Raw genomic sequence first — 20,629 nt, forward strand, 5'->3', positions numbered from 1 at the left:
CCAGCCTACTGATCTGGTCGGATCAGCCGACCGGCACCACGTCGACAAGCGCGGCGGCCACGTCGGGAGCGGTCACCGGACCGTGCCGGGCCGCCGCCCGGCCCGCCAGTCCGTGCAGGTAGGCCGCCGCCACCGCCGCCCGGTCCGCCGGCAGGCCGGCCGCGAGCAACGAGCCGAGCAGGCCGGCCAGCACGTCGCCGGTGCCGCCGGTGGCCAGCGCCGACGTTCCGGTCGGATTGGCGTACGCGGTCCCGTCCGGCGTGGCGACGACCGTCCGGTCCCCCTTGAGCAGCACCACCGCGCCGGTGCGGGCGGCCAGGTCGTGGGCGGCCGCGACCCGGTCGGCGCCGGGTGGGCCGCCCGCCAGCCGGGCGAACTCGCGGTCGTGCGGGGTGAGCACGACCGCCGCCGACCGGTCGCGCAACCGGTCGGCCGGCCGGTCGCCGAGCAGGGTCAACCCGTCGGCGTCCAGCACCACGGGCACCGGCGCCGCCAGCACCTCCGCCAGGTCCGCCGCCGCCGCGTCGTCGGTGCCCCGGCCGGAGCCGAATACCCAGGACTGCACCCGTCCGGCGGCGGCGACCGTGTCCGTGGCGATCACCGAGGGATGGTGGTGCAGCACCTCGGCCCGCGCCCCGCCCGCGTACCGGACCAGGCCGGTCGGGCCGGCCAGCGCGCCGCCGACCGACAGCACCCCGGCGCCCGGGTAGGTGGCACTGCCGGTGGCCACGCCGACCACACCGCGCAGGTACTTCTCGGAGGACGGCGGCAGCTCGGGCCACCACTGACGGATGTCGGAGTCGTCCGGCACCCGGATCGCCGGCGGCGTCGACAGCCAGGGCGTCAAGCCGATGTCGACACGTTCCACCGTCCCCGCCCGGACGGCCGCCGGCCCCACCACGTGGGCCGGTTTGAGGCATCCGAAGGTGACCGTGACGTCCGCCCGCACGGCCGCCGGCTGGCCGTCCCGACCGTCGGGCACGTCCCCGGTGTCCACCTCGACGCCGCTGGGCACGTCCACCGCCACGACGGGTGGCCGGTCTCCGGCCCGGTCGGTCAACGTCGCCAGCTCGGCGACCAGCCGGGCGGCCGGTTCCCGCAGCCCACCACTGGCACCGATGCCGACGATGCCGTCCAGCACCAGGTCAGCCCGGGACGGCAGCGCGTCGGCGGTAATCCCGCCGGCGGCCCGCAACGCGGCCACGCCGCCCGGATGGGCCCGGTCGGGCACGAGGGGCAGTGCGGTCACCCGGGCGCCCCGGCGGGCCAGCAGCGCACCGGCGTACAGGGCATCTCCGCCGTTGTCGCCGGAACCGACGAGCAGCACCACCCGAGCCCCGTAGACGCCGCCCCGGTCGGCGAGCAGCAGCCCGCACCGGCGGGCCAGCCCGGCCGCCGCCCGATGCATGAGGGTGTCCGGCGGCAGCGTCGCCATCAGGTCCCGTTCGGCCGCCCGGACGTCGGCGACCCGCCAGGCACCCCTCACCGCGCGGCCCTCATCGTTCCGCCACCACCATGGCGGAGGCGATTCCGCCGTCGTGCGACAGCGACAGGTGCCATCGGTTGATTCCCCGCTCGCTCGCCACGGTGGCCACGGTCCCCGCCACGGTCAACCAGGGTCGCCCGTCCGGGTCGGCGACGATCTCGCAGTCGTGCCAGTGCAGTCCGCCCGGTGCGCCGAGCGCCTTGGCCACCGCCTCCTTCGCCGCGAACCGGGCGGCGAGCGACTCCGGGGAGCGTGGGTTGCCCGAGCCGGTGACCCGCTCCGCCGTGGTGAACAGGCGTTCGGCCAGCAGCGGCGTGCGGGCCAGGGCGCGGGTGAACCGGTCGACGAGGACGACGTCGATGCCGACAGCCACGATCACGATTTCCACCCTAGGTGGTGGCCGGCGACCCGCGCAGCGGGCTCCCGAGCGGGCCGGCCGGGGACCTTAGCGGGGCACCCGGGTCCGCGACAAGCCCTGTGGATGGTCGGCGGCCGGCGCGACGGCGCGTTGTCCACACCCCGTCCCGTTCCGCGCCGCGGGCACCTAGCGTCCGTGGGCGGTGGAAGGGGGACCATGACGCAGTACGAGATCTCGGTGGACACCGCCGGAGTGCGGGACGCCGCGGCGGCGCTGACCGGGACGGCGCACCGCCTGGGATACGGGCTCGCCGGCTGCCCGGGGTTGACCGTGCCGTCGGCCGGCGCCGCCGGATCCGCGTTGGCCGCGCTCGTGACGGCGGTGTCCGGGTGGCTCGCCGGCGTCGGGGTGGCCACCGCCGCGGCGGCGGACGCGGCCCGGACCGCGGCGGACGGTTATGACGCGGCCGATGACCGGGCGGCCGGGCGGCTCGGCGGCCGCCGATGATGACGTACGAGCAGCTCTGGGCGACCGATCCGGCATCCTGGCGGGCGGCCGGCGCGGCCTGGTGTGCGGTGCCCGGCCTGGTCGACCGGCGGGCCGCCGAGCTGACCGGTACGGCGGATCGGCTGCCCGGGGTGTGGTCGGGTCCGGCCGGCGGGGCCGCGGTCGACCGGCTGCGCCGGCTGCGCGGTGAACTGGTCGGTGGCCGGCCGGTCGGCCTGGTGGTCGATCAACTGCTCGCGGAGCACGCCGACCGGCTGCGTCGGGCCAAGGCGTCACTCGCGGCAACGGTGGGTGTCGCCGAACGGGCCGGTCTGCTTGTCGACCGGGACGGAGTGGTGTCGCGGGGCCCGACGAGCGGTCCCGACGCGGATCGGCTCCAGGCGACGGCCGTCGCCGGTATCCGGGCGGCGCTCGGAATGGCGACCGAGGCGGAGCGGGCGACCGCCCACCGGTTGACCGAGTTGACCGCTGCCGCGGCTGCCGGCTGGCCCGCCGAGCCGACCGCCGGGATCCCGGCTCCGGACACCGCGCCGGCTGCCGTACGCCGCTGGTGGGACGGCCTGCCGGCGGCCGCCCGGCGGTGGCTGCTGGCCAACGAGCCGGCGCTGATCGGCCGGCTGGATGGGTTGCCGGTGACCGTCCGCGATCTGGCCAACCGGCTGCTGTTGACCGGCCTGCGCGCGGACCTACTGGCCCGGCGGGCCGATCTGCTCACCGGCGTCCGTCCGCCGTGGGCGCTCGCCGAACTCCGCCGGGTGTCCGGGGCGATCGCGGGTCTCGACGTCCTGGCCGCCCGGTTGTCCGCCGACACCGGTCCGCGGGCATACCTGCTGGCGCTGGCGACCACGGGAGACGGTCGCGCGGTGCTGGCGGTGGGCGATCCGGACCACGCCGACAAGGTGCTTACCTACGTGCCCGGGATGACGTCGGACCTGCCGGGCGTGGCGGGCGAGCTGGGCCGGGTGGACCGGATGGCGGCCAGATGCGCCGAGCTGGATCCGACCGCCCGGACGGCCGCGGTGCTCTGGCTGGACTACGACGCGCCGGACTTTCTGGACGAGGCGGCCCGCCGGGACACCGCCACCGAGGCCGGGCCTGCCCTGCACCGGTTCCAGGACGGGTTGCGGGTCAGCCACGACGGGCCGCCGGCCCGGCTGACGGTGCTCGGGCACAGCTACGGATCGCTTGTCGTCGGGCTGACCGCCCGAGACCACGGCGTCACCGCCGACGGGTTGATCTTCGTGGGCTCCCCCGGCGTGGGCGTCGACCGGGTTTCGGATCTCGGGTTGCCGGCCGACCGGGTCTGGGCCAGCACCGCCGGAAACGACGTCATCCAGCACTTCGCCCGCCCACCGGTGGACCTGCTGGCCGGGGTGGCGGCGCCGGCGCACCGGTTGGCCACGCCGTACGGCCTGCCGGCCGACGACTTGTGGTTCGGTCGCAACCCGGCCGACGCGGGCTTCGGTGGCGGCACCTTCCGGTCCGGCCCGCACGGGCACGTCGGCTACTGGGACGACGGCAATCCGGCGCTGGACGCGATGGCCCGGATCGCGCTCACTGGGCCGCCGTGACCGGTCCGGCGATGCGCCGCCGGGCCGGGCCGCCGTGACCGGTCCGGCGATGCGCCGCCGGGCCGGGCCGCCGTGACCGGTCCGGCGATGCGCCGCCGGGCCGGTCACGGTGCCCGGGAGGTCATTCGACGGTGACGGACTTGGCCAGGTTTCGGGGCTGGTCCACGTCGTGGCCCCGGGCGTGGGCGATCTCGGCGGCCAGCACCTGCAGCGGGACGGTCGTCAGCAGCGGCGCCAGCAGCGTCGGCGTCCGCGGCACGGCGATGACGTGGTCCGCGTACGGCAGGACGGCCTCGTCGCCCTCCTCGGCGATGACGATGGTCCGCGCCCCCCGGGCCCGCACCTCCTGGATGTTGGAGACCACCTTGTCGTGGAGCATGCCCCGGCCGGCCGGCGACGGCACCACGCAGACCACCGGGGTGCCCTTGTCGATGAGCGAGATCGGGCCGTGCTTGAGTTCCCCGGCGGCGAACCCCTCCGCGTGCATGTACGCCAGTTCCTTGAGCTTCAGCGCGCCCTCCAGTGCCACCGGGTAGCCGACGTGCCGGCCGATGAACAGCACCGTCGGCGCCGACTTGAGGTCGCGGGCCAGTTCGCGGACCGGCTCGATGCCGTCCAGGAGCCGGCGCAGCTTGTCGGGGATCCGGTTGAGCTGTTCGACCACGGCGCCGACCTCGTCGGCGTACTTGATGCCGCGCACCTGGGCGAGGTGCAGGCCGATGAGATAGCAGGCGATGAGCTGGGTGAGGAACGCCTTGGTGGAGGCGACCGCGATCTCCGGACCGCCGTGGGTGTAGAGCACCGCGTCGGACTCGCGCGGGATGGTGGACCCGTTGGTGTTGCAGATCGCCAGCACCCGGGCCTTCTGCTGTTTGGCGTGCCGCAGGGCCATCAGGGTGTCCATCGTCTCGCCGGATTGGCTGATCACAATCACCAGGGTGGAGCGGTCGAGCACCGGGTCCCGGTATCGGAACTCGCTGGCCAACTCCACCTCGCAGGGGATCCGCGTCCAGTGTTCGATGGCGTACTTGGCCACCAGACCGGCGTGGTAGGAGGTGCCGCAGGCGATCACGAAGATCTTGTCCACGTCGCGCAGGTCCTGGTCGCTGAGGCGGACCTCGTCGAGCGCGATTTCGCCGGTCTCGGTGAGCCTGCCGAGCAGCGTGTCGGCGATCGCCGAGGGCTGCTCGTCGATCTCCTTGAGCATGAAATACTCGTGGCCGCCCTTCTCGGCGGCCGAGGCGTCCCAGTCGATGTGGAAGTCCTTGCCGGCGGCCGGCTGACCGTCGAAATCGGTGATCTCGATGGCGTCGGCCGTGATGAGCACAACCTGGTCCTGGCCCAGCTCGACGGCCTCCCGGGTGTGCTCGATGAACGCCGACACGTCGCTGGCCAGGTAGTTCTCGCCGACCCCCCGACCGACCACCAGCGGCGAGTTGCGCCGGGCGCCCACCACGGCACCGGGCACCGCGGCGTCGACCGCGAGCAGGGTGAAGGCGCCTTCCAGCCGGCGGCACACCTCGCGCATCGCCTCGGCGAGCAACTCCGGGCCGTTGGCTGCGCCACCGGCCCGCATCCGCTCCAACGATCGGGCGAGCAGGTGCGCCGCACACTCGGTGTCGGTGTCGCTGCTGAAGACGACGCCGTCGGCCTCCAGCTCGGTCCGCAGCTTGGCGAAGTTCTCGATGATGCCGTTGTGGATGACCGCCACCCGGCCGTCGGGTCCGGGGTGCGGATGGGCGTTGCGGTCGGTCGGACCGCCGTGGGTGGCCCATCTGGTGTGGCCGATGCCGGTCGTGCCATCACCGATGCCGACCGTCGCGGAACCGCCGGGCGCGCTGTCGGTCGGGCGTTCGTTCAGCGCCTTCTCCAGGTTGGCAAGCTTGCCGGCCCGCTTCTCGATGAGCAGCTCGTCCGGGCAGGCGATGGCCACACCCGCGGAGTCGTAGCCGCGGTATTCCAGCCGGCGCAGTCCGTCAAGCACGATGCTCAGGGCCGGCCTGCCGCCGGCGTAGCCCACGATTCCACACATGACCCGCAGCCTAACCCAGTTTCGCTCACAACACATGCTCGAAAGCGGGTGTAACACGCAGCCGTTCTGCTCGTTTCCGGATATTGCGTCGGCCCAGCGGGCAGACCTCATCCCGCGCCGCCTAGCGGGACGAAACCGGCGATCACTCAACCTGGCCGAGGACGAAGTCCAGGAGCGTGGCCGCGAGGTCAGCCGGGGCGTCCTCCTGAACCAGGTGACCCGCCCCGGGGATCACCTCGAGCCGGGCGCCAGGGATGCGGCCAACGAGTTCATGGCCCCTGTCCACCGGGATCCAGGCATCGTCGGCGCCCCAGCACACCAGCACCGGCATGTCGATCTCGCCGTACCGGTCCTGGATCTCGTCTGTGTACCGCTGGTCCGCCTGCGCGATCTGCCGGTAGAACGCCGCCTGGCCGTCAGCCGAGAGCCAGGGCGCGACGAGCCGGTCGAGGGTGGCCGGGCGCAGGCCCGGACTGCTGGCCGAACCGACGTACTCGCGCACCAGGGCGCCGTGCAGGGCCGGCGGAAGCGCTTCGAAGACCTCGGCATTCCCGCCGACGAGCCGGAAGAAGGGAGACCCCCAGGGAGCGAGCGCCACCGGATCCACGAGGGCGAGCCGGCGATACGGGACGTCATGCAGGAGGTGGGCCCGCAACGCGACGGCGCCGCCGAAATCGTGCGCGATAACCGTCGGCGACGCGAGCCGCCAGTGCGCCAGCAGCTCACCCAGAACGTGGCTCTGGGCGGCGAGAGAGACGTCCTGGCCGGCGGTTTTCGCCGACGCTCCATAGCCCGGCATGTCCCAGACGAACACGCGGTGGTGGCGAGCCAGAGCGCGGGCGATGCCGCGCCAGACGTAGGAGGAGAACGGGGTGCCGTGGCACAGCACCACCGGCTCCCGGTCCGGATCGCCGAGACAGTTCCAGCGCACCTCGCCGCTGGTGCTGTCGAACGTCTCCACCAACGGCCAGTCGTCCATCAGGCAGCCCTCCATCCGGTCCGCTCACCCCGCAAGATCCACCGTAGTGCGAGCCGGACCGCCAATCGCCCCCGGTGGGCCTACGCTTGGTCGCGTGACGACGGCCGACATCGACCCCCTCGTCGAGCGGATGCGCCCGTTCGGCACGACCATCTTCGCCGAGATGTCCGCGCTGGCCACCCGGACCGGCGCGGTCAACCTCGGCCAGGGCTTCCCGGACACCGACGGCCCGCCGGAGATGCTGGCGGCGGCAGTAAAGGCAGTCCAGGGCGGAATCAACCAGTATCCCCCGGGCCCCGGCCAACCGGCCCTGCGCTCCGCGATCGCGGCACACCAGCGCCGGTTCTGGGACCTGGACTACGACCCCGAGGGCGAGATACTTGTCACCGCCGGCGCCACCGAGGCCATCGCGGCCGCCATCCTCGCCACCTGCGAGGCCGGGGACGAGGTGGTCTGCTTCGAGCCGTACTACGACTCGTACGCCGCCTCGATCGCGCTGGCGGGCGCGGTCCGTCGGCCGGTCACGCTGCGCCCGGCGGCGGACGGCCGGTACGCCTTCGACCCGGCCGAGTTGCGCGCCGCGTTCGGCTCCCGGACCCGGCTGGTGCTGCTCAACTCGCCGCACAACCCGACCGGCAAGGTGTTCACCCGCGCCGAGCTGTCCCTGGTCGCCGAGCTGTGCCAGGAGTACGGGGCGTACGCGGTCACTGACGAGGTGTACGAACATCTCGTGTTCCCGGACGCCTCGACGCCGCACATCCCGCTGGCCACGATGCCCGGGATGCGGGACCGGACACTGCGGATCTCGTCGGCCGGCAAGACCTTCTCCTGCACCGGCTGGAAGGTCGGTTGGGCCAGCGGCCCGGCCTCGCTGGTCGCCACGGTGCTGCGGGTCAAACAGTTCCTCACGTTCGTCAACGCGGCGCCCCTGCAACCGGCGGTGGCGGTGGCCCTCGGGCTGCCGGACGACTACTTCGCCAGCTTCCTCGCCGGTCAGCGGGAGCGGCGCGACCAGCTCACGACCGGCCTTCGGGCGGCGGGCTTCGAGGTGTACGTCCCGGAGGGCACCTACTTCGTCACGGCCGGCATCACGCCGTTGGGCGGGACGGACGGCATCGAGTTCTGCCGCGAGCTGCCGCGCCGGTGCGGCGTGGTGGCGGTGCCGACCCAGGTCTTCTACGACGATCCCGAGGCCGGTCGGCGGCTGATCCGGTTCGCCTTCTGCAAGCGGCCGGAAGTACTCGCCGAGGCCGCGACCCGGCTGGCCCAGCTCCGCGCATAGTCCCCACTTCGTTGATCAAGAGCACTGCGTCACATCGACGAGGTCGGCGTGACGCAAGGCTCTTGATCAACACGAGCGGCAGGTTCAGCCGTGCGCGGTCAGGGTCGGCGCAGGGGTGCGAGCGCGTCGGCCCAGCCGGTCACCTCGGCGAAGAGCCGGTGGAGCATGGCGTTGTGGTGGTCGCCAGGGGTGAACGTGGTGAATGCCGCGAAGTCGGTGGCGAGTGACAGGCTGACCTGGGTGCGCACGCCGGCTAGCTGGAGACCTGCCGTGATGAGGCGCAGGTGTTCCACCGCGCGGGCGCCGCCGACATTGCTGCCGTAGGAGACGAATCCGGCCGCTTTGTTGTTCCACTCGCCGTAGAGGTAGTCGATGGCGTTCTTCAACGCCGAGGGGATCGATCGGTTGTACTCGGGAGTGACGAAGACGTATCCGTCGAACTCGGCGATCTTCTGGCTCCATTCCCGCGTGTGGGGGTGGGCGTAGGAACCGAGTAGCGGTGACTGTGGCTCGTCGAAGACCGGCAGGCTGTAGTCCTTGATGTCCACCACCTCGACGTCGAGGCTATCGAGCTGACTGCCGTGCTTCGCGACCCACTCGGCCACCTGGTGACCGACCCGGCCGGGTCGGGTGCTGCCGAGGATGATCCCGATGTTCGTCATGCCTGATCCGTTCCTGTCGGAACTGCCGTCCCCCGTGTATTTGGGAGAGGTGGCCTGTTCGGTCCGCTCCAGGCGGGTTCCGGTACCGCGACCGGTATCCGAGTCGCTCGGGGCGCCGCGCCCAGCACGGTGGAGGTGCTGCGTGCCGTCTCACCACCGCCCACCCGGAAGTCATGCTCGTACGAGGCTCCGCTGCCGGGAAGCCGGAACCATCGGCGCCTGATCGTGGTGTCGGCGAACGCGGTGAAGACCTCACCCGGAGGCAAGTCGGGGTGCCGCGTAATCGTGAATGTGTCGTGCCGGACCATGCTGTCCTCCCGCTGTCACGGCCACGAACGGGTGGCCGCACATCAGTTACGATTAGTAAGAAACGTGCGTCCACCGGATTTAGTCCGGCTGCCCAATACGCACTTCGAAGTCAGCTACTGATCCGCGAGGAACGGAAGAGCATGACCCGCCTCCTTGGTGCCGAACTCGCGCAGCGCGGGGTCGCGCCGGACTGCATCCAGACGATCGAACTCGTCCGCGACGTGCTGGCGCGGGTGGGTGACAAGTGGACGCTGCTGACCATCACGGTCCTGACGTCCGGCCCGCTGCGCTTCACCGCGCTGCACGAGCAGGTCGCTGGCGTCTCCCAACGGATGCTCGGCCAGACCCTGCGTGCCCTTGTCCGCGACGGGCTGGTGACCAGGACCGCGTACCCGGAAGTGCCCCCGAGGGTTGAATATGCCCTGACGCCGCTCGGCCGCTCGCTGAGCGAGGCCGTGAGTGGACTCGTGCACTGGGTCCGGGACCACCAGGGCGAGATCGTCCACAACCGCGACGAGTTCGACCGAACGCCTACCGCCAACAAAGCCACCCCGCCCCACGCATAGTCGCGCCCTGTCACTCGCGACAATGCCGATCCGACAGTCAACTTTGGTTGCCATCGCGAATGCCGTCAACTAAGGTTGACGGCATGGAGAACGCGTCCGAGGTCGCCGCGGCGGCCAGCAGTGCCGACCCCAAGATCGGGCTACGGGCCGTCGTCGCCCTGCACCGGCTGGCCGACGCCCTCGAAGTGCTGCAGGTGGACAACGCGCGCCGGCGAGGCTGGTCCTGGCAGGAGATCGCGGGCGCACTCGGCGTGAGTAAACAGGCCGTCCACAAGAAACACGCGGGGAGGCAATGATGTTCGATCGAGCGGTTCACCGACGCGTCGCGCGCGGTCGTCAAGGACGCCCAGTTGGAGGCCCGCCGGCTGCGACACCGACGGATCGGCACCGAGCACCTGCTGCTCGCGCTGCTGCGGCACGGCGACGGCGCCGCGGTCGCGCTCCGCGACGCCGGAGTCACCTCGGAGGCGGTCGAGGCGGCGATCGACCGGTACGTGAGGGAGGCGCCCGGCACTCTCAACGAGGAGGACGCCGCCGCGCTCCGCACCATCGGGGTGGACTTGACGGAGATCCGCGCCCGGCTGGAGGAGACCTTCGGGCCGAACCCGCTGTCTCCCCCGCCTGAGGAGCCACGCCGGCGGTTCGGGCTGCGTCGCCGCCGCACGGCGCGGAACGAACGGGCGGGCGGGCACCTGCCGTTCAGTCCCCGGTCCAAGAAGGTGCTGGAGCTCTCGCTACGCGAGGCGATCCGGCTCAAGCACAAACACATCGGCACCGAACACATCCTGCTCGGCCTGCTCCGGGAGAACGGCGGACTGGGGGCGAGGATCCTCGCCGACGCGGACGTCGAATTCACCGCCCTGCGCGGGTGGCTGGAGACGAACGTCCAGGCGCCGGCCTGAGACCGGGCGGGGGCGCCTCGGCTCAGGAACCCGACCGGGTCACCCGCCGCCCGTCCGAGTCACGATCAAGCGGCTGGCCCGGCGCACCTCGTTACGCCGGGTCACGAGGTCGGGCTGGCCCGGCGCACCTCGTCACGCCGGGTCACGAGGTCGGGCTGGCCCGGCGCACCTCGTCGGCGATCCGCTCCGCCACCGCCCGAGCGGTGTCCTCGGTGGCCGCCTCGACCATTACCCGGACCAGCGGCTCCGTACCGGACGGGCGCAGCAGCACCCGTCCGGTTTCGCCCAGCTCCCGCTCGGCCACCGCCACCGCGTCCCGGACCGTCGCCGCCTCGGCGCCAGCGGTCCGGTCCGCGACCGGCACATTGATCAGCACCTGCGGCAACTTGGTGACCACCCCGGCCAGGTCGGCCAGCGACCGGCCGGTGGCCGCCATCCGGGCCATCACGTGCAGGCCGGTGAGCACTCCGTCGCCCGTCGTCGCGTACGCGGGCAGCACGATGTGCCCACTCTGCTCGCCGCCGAGGGCCAGGCCCGAGGCGCGCAGCTCTTCGAGGACGTACCGGTCGCCCACCTTGGTTTCGACCAGCCGGACGCCCTCGGCGGACATCGCCAACCGCAGACCGAGGTTGCTCATCACCGTGGCGACAAGCGTGTCGTCGGTAAGCGTGCCCGCCTCCCGCATCGCCAGGGCGAGGATCGCCATGATCTGGTCGCCGTCGACCTCCTCGCCGGCCGCGCTCACGGCAACGCAGCGATCGGCGTCACCGTCGTGCGCGATGCCCAGGTCCGCGCCGTGCTCCACGACCGCGGCCCGCAGCCCGTCCAGGTGGTTGGAGCCGCAGTCGTCGTTGATGTTGAGCCCGTCGGGTTCCGCGTTGATCGCGATCACCTCGGCGCCGGCCTCCCGGTACACCGTCGGCGCCACCTCGGCGGCCGCCCCGTTCGCGCAGTCGACCACGACCTTGATGCCGTCCAACCGGTGCGGGACCGTTCCGACGAGGTGCTGGATGTAGTGCTCGGCGCCGTCCAGCAGGTCGTGCACCCGCCCCACACCGGCACCGGTCGGCCGATGCCAGGTGGCGGTCTCGTTGGCCTCGATCGCGGCCTCGATCCGCATCTCGATGTCGTCCGGCAGCTTGTGCCCACTCGCGGCGAAGATCTTGACGCCGTTGTCCGGCATCGGGTTGTGCGACGCGGAGAGCATCACCCCGAGATCGGCCTTCGCCTCGCCCACCAGGAAGGCCACCGCCGGCGTCGGCAGCACCCCGACCCGCACCACGTTGGCACCCGCGCTGGCCAGGCCGGCGACCACCGCCGCCTCCAGCATCTCGCCGCTGGCCCGGGTGTCCCGGCCGACCACCGCGAGCGGCGGGTGACTGCGATCCGTCTCGGCCAACGTGTGCGCGGCCGCGACCGCGACCGCCATCGCCAGCTCCGGGGTCAGGTCGGCGTTCGCCCGTCCGCGTACGCCGTCAGTGCCGAACAACCGGCCCATGCGCCAATAACCTCCGCTGGTGCAGCCATGGATGAAAACGGGACGGCCGGGACCACCACCGTACGAGGGGGGACCCGGCCGTCCGAAAAGATCGAAGATCCGTACGTCGTCAGATCAACGCTTCGAGTACTGCGGCGCCTTGCGGGCCTTCTTGAGGCCGTACTTCTTGCTCTCCTTGACCCGGGCGTCCCGGGTCAGGAAGCCGGCCTTCTTGAGCGACGGCCGGTCGTCCGGCTCGTACGCGATGAGAGCGCGGGCGATGGCCAGCCGCAGCGCACCAGCCTGGCCGGTGATGCCACCGCCCCGCAGGTTGGCGATGACGTCGAAGGCCTCGGCCTTCTCGGTGGTCACCAGCGGCTCGCGGATCAACTGCTGGTGCACCTTGCTCGGGAAGTACGCCTCGATGTCCCGGCTGTTGCAGGTGATCTTTCCGGTGCCCGGGACGATACGCACCCGGACGATGGCCTCCTTGCGGCGGCCCACGGTCTGGATCGGGCGGTCACCGCGAGGGGTCCGGGCGACCGGAGCGGCGGTGACGGCGGGCGTCGGAGCCTCGGCCCCGGCTTCGGCGACGGCGGTCGCGCTGATGTCGGTCATGCTGGTTCCTTCGTCCGCGCTCACTGCGCGATCTGCTTGATCTCGAACGGCACCGGCTGCTGCGCGGCGTGCGGGTGCTCGGCACCGGCGTAGACCTTCAGCTTCTTGATCAGCTGACGGCCGAGCTTGTTGTGCGGGAGCATGCCCTTGACGGCCAGCTCGACCGCCCGCTCGGGCCGCTTGCTCAGCAGCTCCTCGTAGCCGACCTGCTTGAGGCCGCCCGGGTAACCGGAGTGCCGATAGGCGACCTTCTGCTGCCGCTTGTTACCGGTCAGCGCCACCTTGCCGGCGTTCACGATGACGACGAAGTCACCGGTGTCCACGTGCGGCGCGAAAGTGGGCTTGTGCTTGCCACGCAGCAACGTGGCGACATGGGTGGCCAACCGGCCCAGCACGACATCGGAAGCGTCGATCACGTGCCACTGACGCTCGATCTCACCCGGCTTCGGGCTGTACGTACGCACAGGTTTACCTTGTCTCGTCGTCGGTCTGGTGGTCGCGCGCCGGAACACCAGGCACGCCGAGTCGACCAAGCGTACCCGAGGGGGCACGCAGTGGGCCTTGCACAACAGCAGGCAACGATACCCGGCCGTGCCGCACAGGGTCAAAACGGGGGGCCCGGGTCACAGATCCTGCAGGATACGGAGAGCGCGGGAGACTCGTGCCAGGGTGTCCCCGTCCGCGACCTCCACACACTCGGTGAACCATTTCTTCATTGGCGAGGAGAGCCGGTCCGGCATGATCACGAACTCGCCCATCCGGACCGCCAGCGGCGAGTCCCGCAACAGTTCCTCGGCCACCACCTCGGCCACGATGACGATAGGCACGTGCGTGCCGTTGTAGACGTCGGAACTGATCACCAGACCCAGGCGTTGACGGGCGCCCTCGATACGCCAGATCTCGCCCCTACGCAGCACGCCTGCGCCTGCGACCACCAATCGGGCCGAACAGCACCGTATCGACCATTTCACCCTCGCGCTCGTCGGCGAGCGCGGCGCCCTCCAGATCCAGCCCGGCTCGCGTGACGGCGCGGGCGTGCGCGGTGAAGACCTCCCGCAACGCCTTCTCCCTGGCCGCCTGGTCGATCCAGGCGGACAGCGACATGCCGTCCCGCTGGGCGAACCATCTGGCCTGCTCGATCGTCTCATCCGAGAACGAGAGGGTCACCTTGGCCGTCATGCCGGTAAGCGTACCTCCGGTATGACCCGCGGTCATCCGCACGCCGGTTCCGGGAGCCCTCAGCCCGGCCTGGCCGATTCCGGGAGCCCTCAGCCCCGGCTCGCCGCTTCCCGGCGCGCCGGCGACAACGCCGCACCGACCCGCTCGACCAGCAGCGCCATCTCGTACCCGACCTGTCCCACGTCACAGCTGCGAGCGGCCAGCACGGCCATCGAGGAGCCGTCGCTTATCGACATGAGGAACAGGTACCCGCTGTCCATCTCGATGACCGTCTGCAGCACCCCACCGGCACTGAACATCCGGGCGGCGCCCTCGGTGAGGCTGACCACGCCGGACGTGATGGCGGCGAGTTGGTCGGCCCGGTCCGCGGGAAGGTCGCGGGACGAGGCGAGCAGGAGCCCGTCGGCCGACACCGCCACCACGTGCGCGATGCCCGCCACGTTGTCGGCGAAGTTGCTCAACAGCCAACCCATGTCCTGCATCGCCGGTGGCCTGTTCATTGTCGCTCGTCTCCTTCGATGAGGGTGTCCACGACCCACGACCGGGGCTGATCATGCCACAGTGGTCGGTCCACTCACCACGGGCCGGGCGGCCGCGTAGGCGAGCAGGTGGGACGCCTGCGCCTCGGCCGACGTGCCCGGGTGCTCGAACTCCGGCGAGCCACACGCCTCGGTGACGAAGCCGTCACCGTCGACCCGCCCTTCCACAGTGGCGAGCAGATCCAGACCCACGGCAGCGTACCGATCCGGCAGCCACCCGTCGGTGGTCCCGGTCAGACAGGCGTACGCCAGCATCTTCCAGCCGGCCCCACACTGCCACGACGCGCCACCAACCGGCGCCCCACACCGCCGCGCGGGCGGCGTACCACCATCCGGCCGAATGGCCGGGACGACGCCCGCCGGATGACTGCACGGTGGGTGGCGGTCGGTTGCGGGGGCCCGTAACCTGCCCGACGTGATTGGCTTTCGCACCTGGTGGACCGGCTCGGGTCGGCTGCTGGTCGCGGCGCTCGCGATCGGCCTGTCGGCCGGTGCGGGCCAGCTGGGTCTGGCGTACGGGCTCGGTCTGGTGCGGTTCGCCCGCGCGTTCGACGGACCCGTCCGTGATGAATGGCCCAGCCAGCTCACCTGGGTGAGCTGGTTCGCGGCGCTGGCGGCGGTGACCGGCGCGGTGACCGCGCATCTGTTGGCCAGACGTTCCGGTCGGGTCGTGGACACCGGGTTTCAGATCTCGCTGGCGGTCGCCGCCGGACTGGGCGCGGCGGTTGTCGCGCCCCTGTCCATGCTTCCCGCCCGGCTCGCCGACGTGCCCGGCGTCGGGCCGGTCGGCGCGGCCGGCCAGACCGCCGCGCTGGGGGCGGTGGCCGGCGCGCTCGTCGCGTTCGCCGCCCTGCGGTGGGAATCGGTGTCCCGGAACGTCGCGGTCGTCGCCGGGGCGCTCTGGCTGCTCGCCGTCGTTTCGGTGCTGCCGTCACTCGGCCCCACCGACCCCCTGCCCGCGGTACGCCTCGGCGCCCTCGACGCGCCCTGGCTCGGTGATGCCGCCGCCCAGCGGCTGGCCATCCTGCTGCTGCCGGTGCTGGCGCTGCTCGCCGGTGCCGGCACCGCCGCGCTCGCCCGGCACCGCGGCGCACCGGTCCCGGTGGTGGCCACCGCTGGCCTCGCCGGTCCGGCGCTGCCCGCCGTGGCGTACCTGGTCGCCGGCCCCGGCGGCACCTACCAGGCGGCGCCCTACTGGGGAGCGCTGATCGGGGTGGCCGCCGGGGCGCTCGGTTCGGTCCCGGTCGCCGTGTTGCGCTCGCCGGGTACGTCCGGCGAGACCGCGCCCGGCGTCGAACCCGGCGTCGAGGATTCCACGGACTCGGGTTCGCCCACCTCGGGCTCGACGGACGGCAGCGGCGTGGTGCCGGCGGAAGGGCCGGCGACCACGGCGGGCGGTCGTGCCACCCCGATCGAGCCGACGGACATCCTCCGGCCGATCCCCGGCGAGCGGATCCCCGCCACCCCGCGCACCGACTGGGCGGGCCCGCGGCACGCGAAGTCCGTGGAAAGGCCCGCCAATGCGACGCGGCAGGCCGAGTCGGCGGACTCGCCGCCGTCGATGCCCTCGCCGGCCACCGCCCCAAACACCGGACCGGAGGCTGACCGGCCACCGGGCCTCCGGGATCCGGGTACGCCACGCACCGAGACCTTCTGGCCGACGGGATCACCGTTCTCCCCCGATGGTGATATCCGCACCGACGACAGTTGGAACGCCTTCGCGATCGCCGACCGGGCACGCGGCACCACCGGAGAGCCGGGCCGCGCCAACCCGGCCGGGACGCGCGACCGGCAAGTCCCACCATCCCCGGTACCTCAACCCCGCCGAACGCGCCGTGGCGTCACGCGGGTCCCTGAGCCCGAGCCGTCGTCCGTCCGGCGGGACGGAACGTCCGCCCGAGAGCAGGCCGCCAACCATGGCAAGCAGCCAGCCGGCAGCCCGGAAAGGACGGACGGCGGCACGGAAAAGCCCGGCGGCGTCACGGAGAAGCCCCGCGGCGTCACGGAGAAGCCCGGCGGCGTCACGGAGAAGCCGGCTCGGGGCCTGTTCGGCCGGCGCACGGCCCGGACCCGACGCGATGCCGCACCGCCACGGTCGGGCACCGACACTCCCCCGCCCGGCGCCGATGCCTCCCCACCGGGCACCGATGCCTCCTCACCGGTTGCCGGCACGTCCCCGGTGGCCGCCGACACCGCCGGAGCGGCGAGCGGTGGTGTCGCCGACCTGTCGAAAACCGGGGTCATCTCACGGAAGTCGGCCGGATCGGACCCGCCACCCGAGCCAGCCGACCCTCCAGCGCGTTCTGCCGGGCGGGCGGGTTCCGCCGGCAAGGCGCGTTCTGCCGGGCAGGCGGATGCTGCCGGGCAGGCGGATGCTGCCGGGCCGACCGCGCCATCCGATGCCACAGACGCGTCCGGCTCGGCCGCGCCGGCCCGACCCGGCAGACCGACAAACCCAGCGGAGCCGACCGGCGGGCGCGGACGGCCGAAACCGACCGCTCCCGCCGAATCGACCGACCCCAGCCTGCCCACGAGCCACAGCGGCCCGACCGGCACGGGCACGCCGGCCAGCCAGCGTCGCCCATCGGATTCGGTCGCGGACCGCGCTGGCGACCCGGATCCCGAACCCGCTTCCGGTGGCAAGGGTCGCCGTGGGTTGTTCCGGCGCAACCGGTCGACCGGGACCGAGCCGTCGCCCCAGACCAAGCCGACCACGTCGAGCGAGGAACCCGGGACCGGGCGGGGCGCGCGTGGCCGGAGCAAGGGCTCGGACGAGGTGTCGGCCCACGACGAGGAGTACGTGGACTGGGTGAGCGGCCTGTCCGCCGACGCCGACGAGTCGCCCGCCGAGACCAGGAGCCGCCGCTCGCTACGCCGGCCAGCCGGGGGCGACGACGCCAACGCCGCCCCCGATTCCAGCAGTGCTCGCGGGGCCGACCCGGGCAACGAGGCCGGGAGATAGGACTCGATCGACTCGGTATGCGGCATGTCGCGGGGTGGATGGCACCGCAACCCCGCGACATGCCGCACCTTGAGTGGATCACGCATCCAGACGGGGCCGGCCAGCGACTGGGGCCAGCCCACGAACGAGGGATCACGCCATCGGCAGGTAAACCCGCCCGCCCGTGGAGGCGAATTCGGCGGACTTTTCCGCCATTCCGCGGGCCGCGTACTCCTTCAGCTCCTGCGTGATCTTCATAGAGCAGAACTTCGGCCCGCACATCGAGCAGAAGTGTGCCGTCTTCGCGGGCGCGGCCGGCAGGGTCGCGTCGTGGTACGACCGGGCGGTGTCCGGATCCAGCGACAGGTTGAACTGGTCCTCCCAGCGGAACTCGAACCGCGCCTTCGACAGCGCGTCGTCCCACTCCTGGGCGCCCGGATGGCCCTTGGCCAGGTCGGCGGCATGCGCGGCGATCTTGTACGCGATGACGCCGGCCTTGACGTCGTCCCGGTCGGGCAGTCCCAGGTGCTCCTTCGGCGTGACGTAGCAGAGCATCGCGGTGCCGTACATGCCGATCATCGCGGCCCCGATCGCCGAGGTGATGTGGTCGTACGCCGGGGCGATGTCGGTGGTCAGCGGGCCGAGGGTGTAGAACGGCGCTTCGTGGCACCACTCCCGCTGGAGGTCCACGTTCTCCTTGATCTTGTGCATCGGCACGTGGCCGGGGCCCTCGATCATCACCTGGACTCCGTGTTCCCAGGCCACTGTCGTCAGTTCGCCGAGCGTCCGCAGCTCCGCGAACTGCGCCTCGTCGTTGGCGTCCGCGATGGAGCCGGGTCGCAGCCCGTCGCCAAGCGAGAACGTCACGTCGTAGCGGGCCAGGATCGCGCACAGCTCAGCGAAGTGGGTGTAGAGGAAGTTCTCCTCGTGATGCGCGAGGCACCAGGCCGCCATTATCGAACCGCCCCGGGACACGATGCCGGTCACCCGGTCCACCGCCATCGGCACGTACCGCAGCAGCACCCCGGCGTGCACCGTCATGTAGTCGACACCCTGCTCGGCCTGCTCGATGACGGTGTCCCGGAACACGTCCCAGCTCAGCTTCGCCGGGTCGCCGTCGACCTTCTCCAGCGCCTGATAGATGGGCACGGTCCCGATCGGCACCGGCGAGTTGCGGACAATCGCCTCGCGCGTCTCGTGGATCCGCTTTCCGGTGGACAGGTCCATCACGGTGTCCGCGCCCCACCGGGTGGCCCAGGTCAACTTCTCCACCTCCTCGGCCACCGAGGAGGTCACCGCCGAGGTGCCGATGTTGGCGTTGACCTTCACCAGGAACCGGGCGCCGATCACCATCGGCTCGGACTCGGGGTGGTTCACGTTGGCTGGCAGCACCGCCCGGCCGGCGGCGATCTCGTCCCGGACCAGGTCGGCCGGCACTCCCTCCCGGATGGCGGCGAACTCCATCTCTGGCGTGATCAGCCCGGCTCGGGCGTACGCCAACTGGGTGGGCCGGTCGCCGGCGAGCGGGGTTCCCGCGCCGCGCACCGGCGCCACGTCACCACGGGCGGCGATCCACGGCCCGCGCAGCGGCGGCAGCCCGACCTCCGGATCCGATCCCGGACCCGAGGTGTCGTAAAGCCGCACGGGCGGCTCGTCCCCGGTGAGGGTCACCTCCGCGAACGGCACCCGGACGTCTGACCGGTCCCCCGCCACGTACACCTTGCGTCGAGCGTGCATGTGATCGCCTCCTGTGGTCATCCGGACCACCCGAAGTGGTCCAGGGGGCCGCGTCCCGCGCCCAGCTTCCAGTCCCGGCCGCCGGCCAGCGCCCGGGTCACGAACTCCTTGGCGGTGCTCACCGCGTCCGGCACCGGATCGCCGAGGGCGAGCCGGACCGCGACGGCCGCCGCGAACGAGCAGCCGGTGCCGTGGTTGTGCCGGGTCGGTACCCGGGGTGCCCGCAGCACGGTGGTCCCACTCTCGCCGCACAGCACGTCGACCGCCTGCCCGTTGGCGTCCACGTCACCGCCGGTGACCACGACCCACGCCGGTCCGCCGGCCGCGAGCCGCTCGGCGGCGGTCACCATCTCCTCGACCGTCGTCACCGGACCACCGGTGATGGCCGCGGCCTCCGCGCTGTTCGGGGTCGCCACCATCGCGTACGGCAGCAGCCGCTCGACCGCCGTGACCACGCCGAGCCGGTGCCCGCTGGTGGCGACCAGTACCGGGTCGACGACCAGGTTGGGCAGCCGGCCCGCCCGAGCGGCCTCGGCCACCGCGTCGGCGACGGCCGGGGTGCCCAGCATGCCGGTCTTCACCGCACGCACCGAGAAGTCACCGAGTACGGCGTCCAGCTGCTCGGTGACGGTCCGCGGCGGCAGCGGCAGAACAGCCTCGACGCCCCTGGTGTTCTGCGCGGTCACCGCCGTGATCACCGAGGTGCCGTACGCGCCAAGCGCCGCGAAGGTCTTGAGGTCGGCCTGGATCCCGGCGCCACCACCGGAATCGGAGCCGGCGATCGTGAGCACCGTCGTCGGCGTCATCGCGCCGGTCCCGACCGGATGGCTGCCGGACCGGTCCCGGACCGCCCAGCCGAATCCCAGGCCGACAGCAGCGTGGCGACGGTGGCGGTCGGCTCGTCGGCGCGCATGACGGCGCCGAGGACGGCCACGCCGACGGCTCCCGCCGCCCGGCAGGCGGACACCTGTTCGGGGGTTTCGACGCCGCCGAGCGCCACGGCCGGGACCGGGCTGCGGGCGATCAGTCGGCTCAGCCCGCCCGGCCGCAGCGGCGGGCCGTAGCCGGGTTTGGTCCGGGTCGGAAAGACGGGCGAGAGTGTCACGTAGTCCTCCGTGGATAGTCGGGTCAGCTCGGTGGCGTCGTGGCAGGAGCGCCCGACCAACCCCAGCTCGGGTGGCGGGTACGGCCCGGCCGACGGCAGGTGCACCGCCTCCCCGCCGAGCGGATCCGGGCCGGCCACCAGCAGCGTCCCGGCAACCGGGGCGAGGATCGCCCGGAGTTCCACGGCCAGCTCGGCCCGCTGGTCCCGGGGCAGGTCACGCTCGCGCAGCAGCACCCAGCGGGCGCCGCCGTCGACCGCCGCGCGGACAACGTCGGGCAGCGGCCGACCGGCCAGCCACCGGTCGGTGAGGACCAGCAGCCCATCCGGCACCCGGCCGGCCGGACCCGGCCCGATCCGGCCCAGCGCATCCGGTGCGGCC

General features: G+C 72.4%; 22 protein-coding genes. 7 read left to right on the plus strand and 15 right to left on the minus strand.

Features of this window, described 5'->3' with window-relative positions:
* Positions 1-22 precede the first annotated feature (22 nt).
* Positions 23-1,486, minus strand: a complete 1,464-nt coding sequence (locus ACFQUZ_RS00975) for an NAD(P)H-hydrate dehydratase (RefSeq protein ID WP_377436800.1) — start codon at positions 1,484-1,486, stop codon at positions 23-25.
* Between the two features lie 10 nt (positions 1,487-1,496).
* On the minus strand, positions 1,497-1,865 hold the full coding sequence (locus ACFQUZ_RS00980) for a holo-ACP synthase (RefSeq protein WP_377436802.1): 369 nt from the start codon (positions 1,863-1,865) through the stop codon (positions 1,497-1,499).
* 195 nt (positions 1,866-2,060) lie between these two features.
* Between ACFQUZ_RS00980 and ACFQUZ_RS00985 the strand changes: the two genes are divergently transcribed.
* Together ACFQUZ_RS00985 and ACFQUZ_RS00990 are read left to right on the plus strand one after the other, a co-directional pair.
* The gene (locus ACFQUZ_RS00985) at positions 2,061-2,351 is read left to right on the plus strand and encodes a hypothetical protein (protein WP_377436804.1); all 291 of its coding nucleotides are present in this window, start codon (positions 2,061-2,063) and stop codon (positions 2,349-2,351) included.
* Positions 2,348-3,922, plus strand: a complete 1,575-nt coding sequence (locus tag ACFQUZ_RS00990; RefSeq protein ID WP_377436805.1) for an alpha/beta hydrolase — start codon at positions 2,348-2,350, stop codon at positions 3,920-3,922. Before ACFQUZ_RS00985 ends, ACFQUZ_RS00990 begins: the two co-directional genes overlap by 4 nt.
* 121 nt (positions 3,923-4,043) lie before the next feature.
* Here ACFQUZ_RS00990 and glmS read toward each other — a convergent pair whose 3' ends face one another.
* Together glmS and ACFQUZ_RS01000 are read right to left on the minus strand one after the other, a co-directional pair.
* Positions 4,044-5,954 carry a glutamine--fructose-6-phosphate transaminase (isomerizing) gene (glmS, locus tag ACFQUZ_RS00995; RefSeq protein WP_377436807.1) on the minus strand — a complete coding sequence of 637 codons (1,911 nt, stop codon included), beginning with the start codon at positions 5,952-5,954 and terminating at the stop codon, positions 4,044-4,046.
* A 142-nt stretch (positions 5,955-6,096) separates the two neighbouring features.
* A complete protein-coding gene (locus tag ACFQUZ_RS01000; protein ID WP_377436808.1) occupies positions 6,097-6,933 on the minus strand; it encodes an alpha/beta fold hydrolase in 837 nt (278 codons plus the stop codon).
* Between the two features lie 94 nt (positions 6,934-7,027).
* Here ACFQUZ_RS01000 and ACFQUZ_RS01005 point away from each other — a divergent pair, with 94 nt between their 5' ends.
* Positions 7,028-8,215, plus strand: a complete 1,188-nt coding sequence (locus ACFQUZ_RS01005) for a pyridoxal phosphate-dependent aminotransferase (RefSeq protein ID WP_377436809.1) — start codon at positions 7,028-7,030, stop codon at positions 8,213-8,215.
* A 98-nt stretch (positions 8,216-8,313) separates the two neighbouring features.
* Here ACFQUZ_RS01005 and ACFQUZ_RS01010 read toward each other — a convergent pair whose 3' ends face one another.
* Positions 8,314-8,877 carry an NADPH-dependent FMN reductase gene (locus ACFQUZ_RS01010; protein WP_377436811.1) on the minus strand — a complete coding sequence of 188 codons (564 nt, stop codon included), beginning with the start codon at positions 8,875-8,877 and terminating at the stop codon, positions 8,314-8,316.
* A gap of 449 nt (positions 8,878-9,326) precedes the next feature.
* Here ACFQUZ_RS01010 and ACFQUZ_RS01015 point away from each other — a divergent pair, with 449 nt between their 5' ends.
* From ACFQUZ_RS01015 to ACFQUZ_RS01025, 3 genes are all read left to right on the plus strand, one after another.
* On the plus strand, positions 9,327-9,752 hold the full coding sequence (locus ACFQUZ_RS01015; protein ID WP_377436812.1) for a winged helix-turn-helix transcriptional regulator: 426 nt from the start codon (positions 9,327-9,329) through the stop codon (positions 9,750-9,752).
* A gap of 83 nt (positions 9,753-9,835) precedes the next feature.
* The gene (locus ACFQUZ_RS01020; RefSeq protein WP_377436813.1) at positions 9,836-10,048 is read left to right on the plus strand and encodes an RNA polymerase subunit sigma-70; all 213 of its coding nucleotides are present in this window, start codon (positions 9,836-9,838) and stop codon (positions 10,046-10,048) included.
* Between the two features lie 54 nt (positions 10,049-10,102).
* Positions 10,103-10,654, plus strand: coding sequence for a Clp protease N-terminal domain-containing protein (locus ACFQUZ_RS01025; RefSeq protein ID WP_377436814.1), 552 nt, complete (start codon positions 10,103-10,105; stop codon positions 10,652-10,654).
* Positions 10,655-10,796: 142 nt separating this feature from the next.
* On the opposite strand, the gene glmM is transcribed toward ACFQUZ_RS01025, so the two are convergent.
* The 7 genes from glmM to ACFQUZ_RS01060 form a co-directional block, all read right to left on the minus strand.
* Positions 10,797-12,152 (minus strand): phosphoglucosamine mutase, encoded by a 1,356-nt coding sequence (gene glmM, locus ACFQUZ_RS01030; protein WP_377436816.1) that lies wholly within the window; start codon positions 12,150-12,152, stop codon positions 10,797-10,799.
* Positions 12,153-12,266: 114 nt separating this feature from the next.
* On the minus strand, positions 12,267-12,749 hold the full coding sequence (gene rpsI / locus ACFQUZ_RS01035; RefSeq protein WP_377436818.1) for a 30S ribosomal protein S9: 483 nt from the start codon (positions 12,747-12,749) through the stop codon (positions 12,267-12,269).
* Between the two features lie 20 nt (positions 12,750-12,769).
* Positions 12,770-13,213 carry a 50S ribosomal protein L13 gene (gene rplM, locus ACFQUZ_RS01040; protein ID WP_377436819.1) on the minus strand — a complete coding sequence of 148 codons (444 nt, stop codon included), beginning with the start codon at positions 13,211-13,213 and terminating at the stop codon, positions 12,770-12,772.
* Positions 13,214-13,372: 159 nt separating this feature from the next.
* A complete protein-coding gene (locus ACFQUZ_RS01045) occupies positions 13,373-13,666 on the minus strand; it encodes a hypothetical protein (RefSeq protein WP_377436821.1) in 294 nt (97 codons plus the stop codon).
* Positions 13,656-13,928, minus strand: a complete 273-nt coding sequence (locus tag ACFQUZ_RS01050; RefSeq protein ID WP_377436823.1) for a DUF6364 family protein — start codon at positions 13,926-13,928, stop codon at positions 13,656-13,658. The genes ACFQUZ_RS01045 and ACFQUZ_RS01050 overlap by 11 nt, the downstream gene beginning before the upstream one ends.
* A gap of 89 nt (positions 13,929-14,017) precedes the next feature.
* On the minus strand, positions 14,018-14,428 hold the full coding sequence (locus ACFQUZ_RS01055) for a roadblock/LC7 domain-containing protein (RefSeq protein WP_377436825.1): 411 nt from the start codon (positions 14,426-14,428) through the stop codon (positions 14,018-14,020).
* A 51-nt stretch (positions 14,429-14,479) separates the two neighbouring features.
* Positions 14,480-14,722 (minus strand): hypothetical protein, encoded by a 243-nt coding sequence (locus tag ACFQUZ_RS01060; protein ID WP_377436826.1) that lies wholly within the window; start codon positions 14,720-14,722, stop codon positions 14,480-14,482.
* A 160-nt stretch (positions 14,723-14,882) separates the two neighbouring features.
* Between ACFQUZ_RS01060 and ACFQUZ_RS01065 the strand changes: the two genes are divergently transcribed.
* Positions 14,883-17,429, plus strand: a complete 2,547-nt coding sequence (locus ACFQUZ_RS01065; protein ID WP_377436827.1) for a hypothetical protein — start codon at positions 14,883-14,885, stop codon at positions 17,427-17,429.
* A gap of 132 nt (positions 17,430-17,561) precedes the next feature.
* Here the strand turns inward: ACFQUZ_RS01065 and thiC are convergent, their stop codons facing one another.
* The 3 genes from thiC to ACFQUZ_RS01080 are packed head-to-tail and all read right to left on the minus strand — an operon-like array spanning position 17,562 to position 20,580.
* Positions 17,562-19,145 (minus strand): phosphomethylpyrimidine synthase ThiC, encoded by a 1,584-nt coding sequence (gene thiC, locus ACFQUZ_RS01070; protein ID WP_377436828.1) that lies wholly within the window; start codon positions 19,143-19,145, stop codon positions 17,562-17,564.
* A gap of 17 nt (positions 19,146-19,162) precedes the next feature.
* Positions 19,163-19,951 (minus strand): bifunctional hydroxymethylpyrimidine kinase/phosphomethylpyrimidine kinase, encoded by a 789-nt coding sequence (gene thiD / locus ACFQUZ_RS01075; RefSeq protein WP_377436829.1) that lies wholly within the window; start codon positions 19,949-19,951, stop codon positions 19,163-19,165.
* Complete coding sequence (locus ACFQUZ_RS01080; protein WP_377437471.1) at positions 19,948-20,580, minus strand: thiamine phosphate synthase; 633 nt, start codon at positions 20,578-20,580, stop codon at positions 19,948-19,950. Before ACFQUZ_RS01080 ends, thiD begins: the two co-directional genes overlap by 4 nt.
* Between the last annotated feature and the right edge of the window lie 49 nt (positions 20,581-20,629).

This window comes from Plantactinospora sp. GCM10030261, assembly GCF_042666615.1.
Taxonomy (GTDB): domain Bacteria; phylum Actinomycetota; class Actinomycetes; order Mycobacteriales; family Micromonosporaceae; genus KBS50.

Coding starts and splice junctions, on each gene's coding strand:
- ACFQUZ_RS00985 (WP_377436804.1), top strand. CDS start 2,061: ATGACGCAGTACGAGATCTCGGTGGACACCGCCGGAGTGCGGGACGCC.
- ACFQUZ_RS00990 (WP_377436805.1), top strand. CDS start 2,348: ATGATGACGTACGAGCAGCTCTGGGCGACCGATCCGGCATCCTGGCGG.
- glmS (WP_377436807.1), bottom strand. CDS start 5,954: ATGTGTGGAATCGTGGGCTACGCCGGCGGCAGGCCGGCCCTGAGCATC.
- ACFQUZ_RS01000 (WP_377436808.1), bottom strand. CDS start 6,933: ATGGACGACTGGCCGTTGGTGGAGACGTTCGACAGCACCAGCGGCGAG.
- ACFQUZ_RS01010 (WP_377436811.1), bottom strand. CDS start 8,877: ATGACGAACATCGGGATCATCCTCGGCAGCACCCGACCCGGCCGGGTC.
- ACFQUZ_RS01015 (WP_377436812.1), top strand. CDS start 9,327: ATGACCCGCCTCCTTGGTGCCGAACTCGCGCAGCGCGGGGTCGCGCCG.
- ACFQUZ_RS01020 (WP_377436813.1), top strand. CDS start 9,836: ATGGAGAACGCGTCCGAGGTCGCCGCGGCGGCCAGCAGTGCCGACCCC.
- glmM (WP_377436816.1), bottom strand. CDS start 12,152: ATGGGCCGGTTGTTCGGCACTGACGGCGTACGCGGACGGGCGAACGCC.
- rpsI (WP_377436818.1), bottom strand. CDS start 12,749: ATGACCGACATCAGCGCGACCGCCGTCGCCGAAGCCGGGGCCGAGGCT.
- ACFQUZ_RS01050 (WP_377436823.1), bottom strand. CDS start 13,928: ATGACGGCCAAGGTGACCCTCTCGTTCTCGGATGAGACGATCGAGCAG.
- ACFQUZ_RS01055 (WP_377436825.1), bottom strand. CDS start 14,428: ATGAACAGGCCACCGGCGATGCAGGACATGGGTTGGCTGTTGAGCAAC.
- ACFQUZ_RS01060 (WP_377436826.1), bottom strand. CDS start 14,722: ATGCTGGCGTACGCCTGTCTGACCGGGACCACCGACGGGTGGCTGCCG.
- thiC (WP_377436828.1), bottom strand. CDS start 19,145: ATGCACGCTCGACGCAAGGTGTACGTGGCGGGGGACCGGTCAGACGTC.
- thiD (WP_377436829.1), bottom strand. CDS start 19,951: ATGACGCCGACGACGGTGCTCACGATCGCCGGCTCCGATTCCGGTGGT.